This window comes from Mesorhizobium hunchu, from assembly GCF_040081975.1.
GTDB classification, from domain to species: domain Bacteria; phylum Pseudomonadota; class Alphaproteobacteria; order Rhizobiales; family Rhizobiaceae; genus Mesorhizobium; species Mesorhizobium hunchu.
This window is the reverse complement of the sequence record NZ_JBEBMG010000019.1, coordinates 25,594-36,997: the sequence shown is the minus strand read 5'-3', so window position 1 is coordinate 36,997 and position 11,404 is coordinate 25,594. Positions and strand designations below refer to the sequence as shown.

Below are 11,404 nucleotides of genomic sequence, written 5' to 3'. Positions count from 1 at the left end.
GAACTCGGTCGCATCGGAACGAAGCACCTTGCGGACCACCTTCCGTGATATCCGCAACTCACGGCAGATCTCCTTGATCGACTTCCCCTGAACCAGCGACAGCCGACGTATCTTCGCAATCGTCTCCACGACCAACATCCAAAACAAATGCCTCCGATCAAACCGGAGGCAGTGTGAAACACCTGCCGTTACAGGAGTCCCTTTTGGATGCCGATCACCCCTGAAACGGGGTCCTTATTCCACGCCGAAACACACTCGGGTACCATGCATTGGATGTTCGATCGCGGCCTGATCTCGATCGATGACGACTACAAGGTGCTAACCGCTGGTAGGGCCGTGCCGGACACGGTAAAGCGCCTGATCGACCCCGAAGGACGGCTACGATTGCCGTCACGACCTGAAGATCGCCCACATCCCCAATTTCTTCGATACCATAGGGACGTAGTATTCAAGGGGTGAGTCGCGCGTAAAGAGATGTTGAATGAGGCGCTGGGGAAACTACCTGTATGAAGATTTCAGCAGGCCAAATAGCCGATTGGGCTAGCAAGAGCGAGGCGCAAAGAGAGCTACCTCGGCTAATTCGAAAACTAATTCATACGACCGGAACCGTAACCAAGATATCGGTGCCCGCAGGTGACTCCACGGTCCAACCTGGTTTCGATGGAGACCTCTTCAGTCCCAATGGAAGTGCTTGGGTTCCCGAAGGGCACTCCGTTTGGGAAATGAGTTGCCGTTTGGATGTGACTACGAAGGCAAACGAGGATTACCAGAAGCGGACGCGTCAACTCACGGCAACGGAGCGATCTCAGCGCACCTATATTTCGGTTACCGCGAGAAAGTGGAACGGCAAAGAGAAATGGCGCGACACGAAGATCGCGTCGGGCGAGTGGAAAGATGTCCGCGCATACGATGGCGACGACCTAGAGCAATGGCTGGAACAGTCACCAGCCGTCGCTCTCGAATTTGCCGAGGAGCTTGGCCTATCCGGTCCCGGCGTAGAGAGTTTAAGCGCGTATTGGCGCAAATGGTCGGCGCAGAGCGTTCCCCCGATTACGAAAAGTGCAATCGCTGCGGGTCGAACCGAGTATAAGGATGCCTTGGCGGCGCAGATTAGGAAGCGACTAGAATCGGGCTCTTCCGAGCCCGTCTCGCTAAAAGCTGATAGCGTTGAGGAAGCCACTGCCTTCACCTGTGCGTGCATTCTGGATGACGCGGAGCTTTTGGTGAAATCCGCGGTGGTGACCGATGCCAGTGGTTGGCGATTTGTCGATGCGAATAGCCAGATCAAGGTGGCAGTAGCCGCACGCCCGGAGATTGCGGAAACGCCGTCAGCTCGCGAGAAACTTGTTCTCATCCTGCCTTATGCCGCTGGCGACATGTCAGGGCATTTTCGTGGAATCGCCGGAAAGGCCGATGATATGGCTCTTCGCCTGGAACGTCCTGATCACGACGATTTCGATAGGGCGCTGATCGAACTTGGGATTGACGAAAACGACGCCCGTCGCCTCTCCTCGGTTTCTGGACGGTCGTGGACGGTATTCCGTCGCAGTCGCTCGACGAATCCGGCAATTCGACGGCCAGCGTGGCTCGATCACCCATCATCGACCGGGCTCTCGACCCTTTGCCTCATCAGTGGCTGGACATCAGAAAAGGATGGCGATCGGGAGTTCGTCGAAGGGGTTGCCAGACGTCGGTATTCTGATGTCGAGCATGATTTATGCGAACTTGAGCTGCTAGACGACTCACCAGTGATACGCATCGGCGGCATTTGGAAAGCAAAGTCTGCGCTAGAATTGCTCTCATTGTTCGGCGACCGAATCACCGATGACGAACTTGAGAGATTTTTCAGCGCCGCCGAAGACGTTCTTGCAGCGCCAGACCCTCAACTGGAACTCCCCGATGAAGAGCGACACGCTGCCGCCATCTTTGGAAAGATTCGCCCCGTCAGCGGGCTGCTCATGAACTCCATACTCGACACTCTGATAAAGCTTGCGGTGCGCGGGCCAGACGTTCCTTCTCTTCATTCTAGGAACATCGGTCAACGCGTTGACGGGCTAGTTACCCGTTTGCTTACAGACGCAGATGCAACGCGATGGCTTTCCTTGTCTGGAGCCCTGCCTGCTCTTGCGGAAGCCGCACCTGATGCATTCCTTAGAGCAATACAAAGGAGCTTGGCCAAGCCCGAGGCGCCGGTTCGAGCCCTGATCGAGGAGACGCAGGGTTCGGGCGTCTTTGGCCGCTGCTGGCACGCTGGCTTGCTGTGGGCGCTAGAGACATTGGCGTGGGCTCCACAGCATCTTTCTCGGGTCGCATTGATCCTTGCGGCACTTAGCAAGACCGAAGTGAAGGGGAATTGGGCCAACACACCTGCAAGAAGTCTTCTTTCCATTTTCCGCGCATGGTTTCCGCAGACCGGCGCACACATTGATCAGCGCATCGAGGTGGTCGACCTATTGATCAGTCGCGAGCCCGATGCTGCATATGCCCTCCTCGACAGCCTGACCGACTCTGGGCCGGATTTCGCGATGCATACACATCGCCCTCAATGGCGAGACGATGATGCAGGGGCAGGTCAAGGCGTCACTAACGACGACTACTTCAAAATGATGACAGCCGCAGTCGATCGGCAAATCGCATTGGCAGCAGAGAATGCTGAACGGGTTGCGAAACTGATCGCAAAATTATCTGACCTCGATGAACCGAGAATCGAGAGGGTTTTCAAGCTCGTGAATTCGTTCGTCGGGACCGATACGGCTGATGATGATAAGCTGCTGTTGCGGTCCGCCTTGCGATCAAGAATCCACTGGCATCGGAACTACGACGAGCTACAAGGGCCAGAGCTGGATGAGAAATTGGCACCCTATGAGGCTGCATATGATGCATTAGCCCCGGCCGATATAGTGAAGCGTCATGGTTGGCTGTTTTCCACGGCCTGGATCGACCTTCCAGTGAGGACGCGCGATGAGGATTACTCGAACCGTCGGGACAAAACAGCGGAGTGGCGGCAGACAGCTTTGCAAGAGATACTTGCCGATCGTGGCTGGGACGGTATTCAGGAGCTTGCCCGCACTTTCTCTGCTGGTTGGCAAGTCGGGATAACCCTCCCCGGCCTCGACATGGATGTCGCCGGTTTTGCGGAATGGATAGTCAACTCCGGATGCGAGTTCGAAAGGGACGACCAAACAACATCGATTATCAGCGGCCTGCTGCGCGCATTGGATGATGTCAAGTCGGCTGAAGTCTTGGATACGGTCCTAGCTTCATCGGCTGCCCAAAATTGGACGACGAATAAACGAATTCGGCTCCTGGCCAATGCGCCTGAGCGAAAGGCGACATGGTCGATCGTCGAAGGTCTCGGACCGGAAGCGGAGAAAAGCTATTGGCAGATTTGCTCGGGTAACCTCTGGCTGCAAAATAATGAGGATGAGTTTGTGTACGCCCTCGATCGCATGATCGATGCTAAGCGGTCGCGAACGGCCCTTGCCATGTGTCATCTCGACTTCAAGAGCATCGATGCGGAGAGAGTTGCTAACGTTCTTGAGGGGATCTTGCGCGGCGAGGAACCGGACGCTGCACTTCCTTCCTCATACTATATCCGCGAGGCCCTCGACCACGTAGAGGCATCAAACAGCCTGACCAAAGAGCGTCTTATCCGTCTCGAATTCGGAATGATTCCACTCCTTGGTTTTGACGGTGAGCATCACGCGAGAACACTCAACCAGTCAATCATGGCGGACCCAAACCTGTTTGTTGAGCTTCTATGTCTAGCCTTCAAGCCGCGCCACCGGACCGAAGAAAAAGAACTCTCTGAGGGCGAAAAGGCTGCCGCCGAGCGTGCTTGGCACGTTTTGCACAACTGCACCACACAACCGGGCACCAACGAGAATGGTGAAGTTGACCGGGCGAAGTTCGTGGCCTTCGTCGACGACGCAAGAAATCTGGCTCAGGAAAACGATCGAGTAGAAATATGCGATGCCATATTGGGAGAGATCATCGCGCGAGGGCCGACAGGGGCCGACGGCACCTTCCCCTTTGAGCCAGCGAGAGATGTACTTGACCGTGTTGAACTAGAAGACATGCGACGCGGCTTCCACACAGGATGCTTCAACAAACGCGGGGTCACCACACGAGGCCCCCTTGACGGCGGCGAACAGGAGCGCGAGCTCGCGGCTTACTATCGTAAGAATGCAACAGCCCTTCACAACTCTCACCCCTACCTGGCTGGGGCATTGGAAGGGTTGGCTAAGACCTATGAGAATGATGGACTTCGCGAGGATATCGAAGCGCGGTTGCGCCGAGAAGGGAGATGAACGTCGCCTGAGAGTTTTTCACTCCATTGCATTCCAGCGCACGCTCCTGAATCCCATATGAAACCCAGCGCGATTTCAACCGCCTGAGCGCAACCACGTCCAGTATCCAATTCTTTGATTTTATTTAAGAAAAATGGTGCCCAGGGGCGGAATCGAACCACCGACACGCGGATTTTCAGTCCGCTGCTCTACCAACTGAGCTACCTGGGCTGCCGTCGGAACGGGGACCGCTCCTGCCGGATTTCGTGGCGGCTTCGACAGCGCCCCGAAAGCGCGTGGGTTATAGCATGAGATTCCCGGCTGTCCAGCGCCGGCAAGACGATTTTGCGGATGATCGAGCCGGTGCTCGCAAGGGCCTGCATCGACGTGGGAGAAAGGTATCGGAGATCGGCGTGGAAAAAGCCGGAAAGCGGGCTGGCCGGCGCGTTCCGGCGTCCGCGACGCCCAAGTTCGCGTGGTCCGGCAGATCGTCCTGCGCCTCGGTCGGGCGCTTATCGCGTCGGGTCCGGGGGCGATGCGGGGCGATCGTCTTCCGCCTCCTCCTCGTCGTCACGGACGGGAATGGCATAGACGCCCTTCAGCCAGCGGTTGAGATCGATCAACTTGCAGCGCGGCGAGCAGAACGGATAGGTCTCGCGCGTCGAGGGCCGGCCGCATTCCGGGCAGGGACGCGGCGGCCGGAGCGGCGTGACTGCGGATCTGTCGCCGGTACTCATGGCAAACCCTAAGAGACCACGCCGGCGGGCCAGCCGCCATGCACGTCGAAGCCTTCGCCGGCGAGCAGCGCCGCCGTTTCGTAGAGCGGCAGGCCGACCACATTGGTGTAGGAGCCGACCAGCCTGACCACGAAGGACCCAGCAAGGCCCTGCACGGCATAGCCGCCCGCCTTGCCGCGCCACTGGCCGGAAGCGACATAACGGTCGATCTCGTTGCGCGACAGGCGCTTGAAGCGCACACGCGTCTCGACCAGCCGCTGGCGCGCCATGCCCGCAGGCGTGATCAGGCAGATGCCCGAATAGACGCGGTGCGCACGGCCCGACAGAAGCTGGAGGCAGGCAACCGCGTCGTCGGTCGTCTCGGCCTTAGGCAGGATGCGGCGGCCGACCGCCACCACCGTGTCGGCGGCCAGCACGAAACCCGGCCCGGAGCCGGCCTCCTTCGTCAGCACCGCCGCCGCCTTCTCGGCCTTTTCCTTCGCCAGGCGCTTGGCCAGCGAGCGCGGATGCTCGGACCGCTGCGGCGTCTCGTCGATGTCGGCCGGCAGGATGCGGTCCGGCTCGATGCCGGCCTGCTGCAGCAGTTCGATGCGGCGCGGCGAGCCGGAAGCGAGCACGAGCTTCTGAGAGGCGCTCATGGGTCCAGCCTCATGGGTCCAGCCAGTGCCGGCGTCTACTTGAAACGATAGGTGATGCGGCCCTTGGTCAGGTCATAGGGCGTCATCTCGACGAGAACCTTGTCGCCCGTCAGCACGCGGATGCGGTTCTTGCGCATGCGGCCGGCGGTATGGGCGATGATCTCATGTTCGTTTTCGAGTTTCACGCGGAACATCGCATTGGGCAGAAGTTCCGTGACCACGCCCGGAAACTCGAGGACTTCTTCCTTCGGCATTCGTTACCTTTAGTCTGGATGAGGCCCGGCGACCGGAACGGCCGACCGGGAATTGGCGCGGAACCTATATGATAATCTGCGCTTTGTGAACACGCCTGGCGACTTTCCTGAATGTGCGGGCGCCGCGCCGGTCACGAGGCCGCTTGCGACAGGAAGCGAAGGGTGATGCGGGCGCGCAGCCTGTCGCAAAGATCGCGATAGGCGGCCATGATCTGGTCGCGTGTGCCCATGGCGATGGTCGGGTCGGGCATCGGCCAGTATTCGACGTCGACGGCCATCGACCGGGTCCACTCCAGCGCCGCGTGATGGGCTTCCGGCGCCAGCGTGACGATCAGGTCGAAATAGGCGTCCTCGATATCATCGACCGTGCGGGGCTCGTGCGAGGGCGGCGGCAGGCCGCTATCGATCAGGGTTGCATCGACGAAGGGGTCGCGGGCGCCGTGGCGGATGCCGGCGGAGGCGACGAACGTGCCGACGGGAAGCATCGCCCGCGCGATCGACTCCGCCATGGGCGAGCGCACCGCGTTCATGCGGCACATGAACAGGATCGAGCGCGGAAGCGGCAACCGTGCGGGCACGATCAGCCGCGCCAGTGGAGGACGCAGACCAGCGTGAAGAGCCTTCGGGCCGTGTCGAAATCGATATCGATCTTGCCTGAAAGCCTGTCCATCAGGGTCTGCGAGCCTTCGTTGTGGAGCCCGCGCCTGCCCATGTCGATCGCCTCGATCTGGCTCGGCGTCGAGGCACGGATCGCATCGTAGTAGCTCTCGCAGATGAGATAGTAATCCTTGACGATACGCCGGAATGGCGTCAGCGACAGGATATGCGTGACGACCGCCCCCCCGTCCTCGCGGCTGACGGCGAAAACCAGCCGGGACTCGGCCAGCGACAGCTTCAGCCTGTAGGGTCCGCCGCTGTCGTCGCCGACAGGCGAAAAGCTGTTCTCCTCGATCAGGTCGAAGATCGCGACCGCCCGTTCATGCTCGACATCGGGCGTCGAGCGGCCGATCGATTCGTCCAGTTCGACGTCGACCAGCCTTGCCAGGTTGCCGTCGGGTCCGGACATGGCGGCCTACATATCGAGCCTGACGGCGACGGAACGGCCGTGGCCGTCCAGCCCCTCGGCCTGCGCCAGCGCGATCGCCGCCGGCGCGAGCGCACGCAACTGCTCGGGGCCGAGCTTCAGGATCGACGTGCGCTTGACGAAGTCGAGCACCGAGAGCCCGGAGGAAAAGCGCGCCGAGCGCGCGGTCGGCAGAACGTGGTTAGGACCGCCGACATAGTCGCCGATCGTTTCCGGCGTATGGCGTCCGAGGAAGACCGAGCCGGCGTTGCGGATGCCGGCCAGGAAGGCTTCGGGATCGTCTACGGCCAATTCGAGATGTTCGGCGGCGATCCGGTCGGCCAGCGGCTTCGCCTCTTCCAGCGTTCCAACGAGGATGACCGCGCCATAGTCGCGCCAGCTCGCAGCCGCGGTTTCGGCGCGCGGCAGCGTCGCGAGCTGCCGTTCGAGCGCCTGCTCGACCGAGCGCGCGAACGCGGCGTCGTCGGTGATGAGGATGGACTGGGCGGAGGCGTCGTGCTCGGCCTGCGCCAGAAGATCGGCGGCGATCCAATCGGGATCGTTGCCGGCGTCGGCGATCACCAGTACCTCGGACGGCCCGGCGATCATGTCGATGCCCACCGTGCCGAACACCTGGCGCTTGGCCGCGGCGACATAGGCATTGCCCGGACCGACGATCTTGGCCACCGGACGGACCGTTTTGGTGCCGTAGGCAAGGGCCGCCACCGCCTGCGCGCCGCCGACGCGATAGATTTCCGTCACGCCGGCAAGGTCTGCAGCGACCAGCACCAGTGGACTGATGACGCCGTCCGGCGCCGGCACGGCGACGACGACGCGCTCGACGCCGGCGACCCGCGCCGGGATCGCGTTCATCAGCACCGAGCTCGGATAGCTCGCCGTGCCGCCCGGCACGTAAAGGCCGACCGCCTCGATCGCCGTCCAGCGCGAGCCGAGCTCGACGCCGATCGGATCGGTATAGCGATCGTCGACCGGCTTCTGCCTTTCGTGGTAAGCGCGGATGCGGTCGCGGGCGAACTCGAGCGCCTTCACGGCGGCCGGATCGGCGGCGGCGTAGGCGGCAGCGACGTCCTGACGTGAAACGGCGAGGCCGAGTGTTTCGAGATCGGCGCGATCGAAACGCCTGCTGTAGTCGATCAGCGCCGCATCGCCTTCGGCGCGAACCCGCGCGATGATGGCGCGCACCGCGGCATCGACATCGGCGGAGACTTCGCGCTTGGTCGTCAAGAAGGCGGCGAAGCGCGCTTCGAAATCGGGGGCGCGACTGTCAAGCGTGATGGCCATCGGTCGGTCTGCTCACGCCTTGTGAAGCGGCCGGGAAGTGGCCGCCCAGGCACCGCCGAGATCGGCCAGCCGGGCCTCGACGCACTCGACGTCGAGCATGACGGCGCCACCGCCGGCAAAGACGAGTTCGATCAGGCCGGCGGGTCTGTCCACCGGCACGAAGCTGATGGCCAGCAGCGACAGCACGTCGTCGGGATTGTCGCGGCTTATGCCGCTGGTCTTGACGCCGAGCACGCGGTCGAAATGGAGCACGCTCTGGCGGCGCTCATTGTGCTGGCGCAGGAAACCCGATTTCGCCTCCCAGGCGAAGCGCCGCATCGGCACCACGAAACGCCTGTGAGCCGGCAGGTACTCCAGTTCGCCGACTTTCGACACGGCATCCTGGACATGCGCGGAAATGACGTCGAGGTCCTGTTCGTCAAGCGCGACCAGCTTGAGAGCGTCCATGGGAAATTCGCACCTGCGAAGGTTTCACGATCTTCCTGTTAGGCGGTCTTGGACGGCGGTGCAACCGGGATAGGGCAGTAGGGCAGTAGGGCAGTAGGGCAGTAGGGCAGTAGGGCAGTAGGGCAGTAGGGCAGTAGGGCAGTAGGAAAGGATCGCCAGCCGTTTTGCCAGTGTCCAGCCGTTTCGAAGACGAAGGCCCTGTTTCCCTTACTGCCCTACTGCCTTATTCCCCTATTGCCCTTCAGCCGCTGATCCGCTCGATGACGGCGCCGCAGCCCGAGAGCTTCTCCTCCAGCCGCTCGAAACCGCGGTCGAGGTGATAGACGCGGTTGACCATGGTCTCGCCTTCAGCCGCCAGGCCGGCGATGACCAGCGAGACGGAGGCGCGCAGATCCGTCGCCATGACCGGCGCGCCCTTCAGCTTGCCGACGCCCTCGACGATTGCCGTCTGGCCCGACAGCGTGATGTGGGCACCGAGCCGGGCAAGCTCCTGCACATGCATGAAGCGGTTCTCGAAGATGGTCTCGGTGATGCGCGACTTGCCTTTGGACATCGTCATCAGGCCCATGAACTGGGCCTGCAGATCGGTCGGGAAGCCGGGGAACGGCTCGGTGGTCACGTCCACCGGCGTGATGCCCGCGCCGTTGCGCCTGACGCGGATGCCGGCATTGGTCGGCGTGATCTCGGCGCCGGTCCGGCCGATCACGTCGAGCGCGGCCTGCAGGAGATCTGGCTGCGCGCCTTCGAGCAGCACGTCGCCGCCGGTCATGGCGACCGCCATGGCGTAGGTGCCGGTCTCGATGCGGTCGGGAATGACGCGGACGTCGGCGCCCGTAAGCTCGTCCACACCCTGGATGGTGATGGTGGACGTGCCGGCGCCGTGGATCGTCGCGCCCATGGCGATCAGGCAATCGGCGAGATTGACGACCTCGGGCTCGCGCGCCGCGTTTTCCAGCACGGTCTCGCCGCGCGCCAGGGTCGCGGCCATCATCAGCACATGGGTGGCACCGACCGAGACCTTCGGGAACACGTAGCGGTCGCCGCGCAGCCGGTTCTTCGCCGACGCCACGACATAGCCGGTGTCCACGTCGATCTCGGCGCCCAGCTTCTGCAGGCCGTCGATGAAGAGATCGACCGGCCGCGTGCCGATGGCGCAACCGCCCGGCAGCGAGACCTTGGCCACGCCCATGCGGGCGAGCAGCGGACCGACGACCCAGAAGGAGGCGCGCATCTTGGAGACGAGTTCATAGGGCGCGGTGGTGTCGACGATGTTGGCGGCGGTGAAGTTGATGGTGCGCGAATAGCCGCCGACGCCGTTCTGATGGCCGCGCTTGCCATTGACCGAGTAATCGACGCCATGGTTGCCGAGGATGCGGATGAGCTGCTCGACATCGGCCAGATGCGGCACGTTCTCCAGCGTCAACGTCTGCGACGTCAGCAGCGAGGCGATCATCAGCGGCAGCGCCGCGTTCTTGGCCCCGGAAATCGGAATGGTGCCCGACAGCTGGTTGCCGCCGACGATCCTGATTCGATCCATGAGAAGGTCCCCGCCGGCGATGCGCCGGCTTTCAATCGGTTGAGCAGGCACAGCCCTAGCCGAAGGCGCCGTGCGGTTCAAGGAACGGATTTCTGCCGATGACAGGCCGTTCAGTCTTCTTTTTGTTCCCGCGCCGCGGCCAGGCCGTCCGGTCTCGCATCGGCCGCGCCGGCCCGGCGGGAGCGTGCCTGGGCCTTGCGTTTCATCAGATTGGCGCGCAATGCCTCGGCCAGCCGCGCCTTGCGGTCGTCGGCGGACCTGTCCTGCTGTTCCTTCCTGCCTTTCATCCGATCTTTCAGCACCCCGGAAGCAGCGTCATCGATAGCGAAAAATATGGCGCCGCCATGTCCGCGAACGGGTTTTCACAGACTTCCACAGACGCCTTGCGCTTGCCGGTCCAATATGGCAGAAGCCCCGCCATCGCAAGCTGCGGTAGCTCAGTGGTAGAGCACTCCCTTGGTAAGGGAGAGGTCGAGAGTTCAATCCTCTCTCGCAGCACCATTCCTCGTTGTTATCGCCGCCAGCCACGATCCGCCGCGCAAGCGCGTCCGGAGCCGGAGACTGATCCTTGGAGCAGGCTGGAGCGGGTAGCGGGAATCGAACCCGCGCTAGAAGCTTGGGAAGCTCCTGTGATACCATTTCACCATACCCGCGCGATGCCTGATTATCACGGTCCGGCAGGGCACCGCAACGGGGAACAGGCACGGACATGGCCTCAATGGCGATTGAACTGGCCGGCGCGAATGGATATGTGACGGCACAGACGCAACCGGAGGCTTCCGCTTGTCCGCCCTGACGCGATTCCTCGGCGATTCGCCGCTGCGCATCCTCATCAAGCTCATTCTCGTTTCCTTCATCGTCGGGCTGGTGATGCACGCCTTCGGCTGGTCGCCGATCGATGTGGTCTATGCGGTGCACGACTTCTTCCTCGACATCTGGCGCATGGGCTTCCAGGCGTTCGGGCGCTTCGCCGGCTATATCCTGCTCGGCGCGGTCATCGTCGTGCCGGTGTTCCTGCTGATCCGCATCGCCAGCTACAGGCGCTAGGCGACCTGCCTCCCGGCAGGCGCAAGCGGCTATCGACGACATCGTTTCACCTGACGCTGCTGCGCCAGGACGATGTTTCGATTGACCTTG

At 62.0% G+C, this 11,404-nt stretch carries 11 protein-coding genes, 3 tRNA genes and 1 pseudogene; 3 read left to right on the top strand and 12 right to left on the bottom strand.

Going from position 1 to position 11,404, the window contains the following annotated elements:
- Window positions 1-138: pseudogene (locus ABMA46_RS20790) on the bottom strand (IS21 family transposase); the annotation flags it as partial.
- A gap of 596 nt (window positions 139-734) precedes the next feature.
- On the opposite strand from ABMA46_RS20790, the gene ABMA46_RS20785 reads away from it, so the two are divergent.
- Entirely contained in the window at window positions 735-4,310 is a 3,576-nt protein-coding gene (locus ABMA46_RS20785; RefSeq protein ID WP_349001909.1) for a hypothetical protein, read from the top strand.
- Window positions 4,311-4,444: 134 nt separating this feature from the next.
- Here ABMA46_RS20785 and ABMA46_RS20780 read toward each other — a convergent pair.
- The 10 genes from ABMA46_RS20780 to ABMA46_RS20735 form a co-directional block, all read right to left on the bottom strand.
- Window positions 4,445-4,520: transfer RNA gene (locus tag ABMA46_RS20780), tRNA-Phe, on the bottom strand.
- Window positions 4,521-4,801: 281 nt separating this feature from the next.
- A complete protein-coding gene (gene yacG / locus ABMA46_RS20775) occupies window positions 4,802-5,026 on the bottom strand; it encodes a DNA gyrase inhibitor YacG (protein WP_349001908.1) in 225 nt (74 codons plus the stop codon).
- 8 nt (window positions 5,027-5,034) lie between these two features.
- Window positions 5,035-5,664 carry a Maf-like protein gene (locus ABMA46_RS20770; RefSeq protein ID WP_349001907.1) on the bottom strand — a complete coding sequence of 210 codons (630 nt, stop codon included), beginning with the start codon at window positions 5,662-5,664 and terminating at the stop codon, window positions 5,035-5,037.
- 35 nt (window positions 5,665-5,699) lie between these two features.
- Complete coding sequence (gene infA, locus ABMA46_RS20765; protein ID WP_006200926.1) at window positions 5,700-5,918, bottom strand: translation initiation factor IF-1; 219 nt, start codon at window positions 5,916-5,918, stop codon at window positions 5,700-5,702.
- 131 nt (window positions 5,919-6,049) lie between these two features.
- Window positions 6,050-6,457, bottom strand: coding sequence for an arsenate-mycothiol transferase ArsC (locus ABMA46_RS20760; protein WP_349001912.1), 408 nt, complete (start codon window positions 6,455-6,457; stop codon window positions 6,050-6,052).
- A 41-nt stretch (window positions 6,458-6,498) separates the two neighbouring features.
- On the bottom strand, window positions 6,499-6,984 hold the full coding sequence (locus ABMA46_RS20755; protein WP_349001906.1) for a UPF0262 family protein: 486 nt from the start codon (window positions 6,982-6,984) through the stop codon (window positions 6,499-6,501).
- A 6-nt stretch (window positions 6,985-6,990) separates the two neighbouring features.
- Window positions 6,991-8,283, bottom strand: coding sequence for a histidinol dehydrogenase (gene hisD, locus ABMA46_RS20750; RefSeq protein ID WP_349001905.1), 1,293 nt, complete (start codon window positions 8,281-8,283; stop codon window positions 6,991-6,993).
- Between the two features lie 12 nt (window positions 8,284-8,295).
- A complete protein-coding gene (locus ABMA46_RS20745) occupies window positions 8,296-8,730 on the bottom strand; it encodes a DUF2948 family protein (RefSeq protein WP_349001904.1) in 435 nt (144 codons plus the stop codon).
- A 241-nt stretch (window positions 8,731-8,971) separates the two neighbouring features.
- Entirely contained in the window at window positions 8,972-10,267 is a 1,296-nt protein-coding gene (gene murA, locus ABMA46_RS20740; RefSeq protein WP_349001903.1) for a UDP-N-acetylglucosamine 1-carboxyvinyltransferase, read from the bottom strand.
- 110 nt (window positions 10,268-10,377) lie between these two features.
- Window positions 10,378-10,554, bottom strand: coding sequence for a hypothetical protein (locus ABMA46_RS20735; protein ID WP_349001902.1), 177 nt, complete (start codon window positions 10,552-10,554; stop codon window positions 10,378-10,380).
- 139 nt (window positions 10,555-10,693) lie between these two features.
- Here ABMA46_RS20735 and ABMA46_RS20730 point away from each other — a divergent pair.
- Window positions 10,694-10,768 (top strand) — tRNA-Thr (locus tag ABMA46_RS20730).
- Between the two features lie 78 nt (window positions 10,769-10,846).
- Here the strand turns inward: ABMA46_RS20730 and ABMA46_RS20725 are convergent.
- Window positions 10,847-10,920: transfer RNA gene (locus ABMA46_RS20725), tRNA-Gly, on the bottom strand.
- Between the two features lie 130 nt (window positions 10,921-11,050).
- Between ABMA46_RS20725 and ABMA46_RS20720 the strand changes: the two genes are divergently transcribed.
- Window positions 11,051-11,314 carry a DUF6460 domain-containing protein gene (locus tag ABMA46_RS20720; RefSeq protein ID WP_349001901.1) on the top strand — a complete coding sequence of 88 codons (264 nt, stop codon included), beginning with the start codon at window positions 11,051-11,053 and terminating at the stop codon, window positions 11,312-11,314.
- Window positions 11,315-11,404 lie beyond the last annotated feature (90 nt).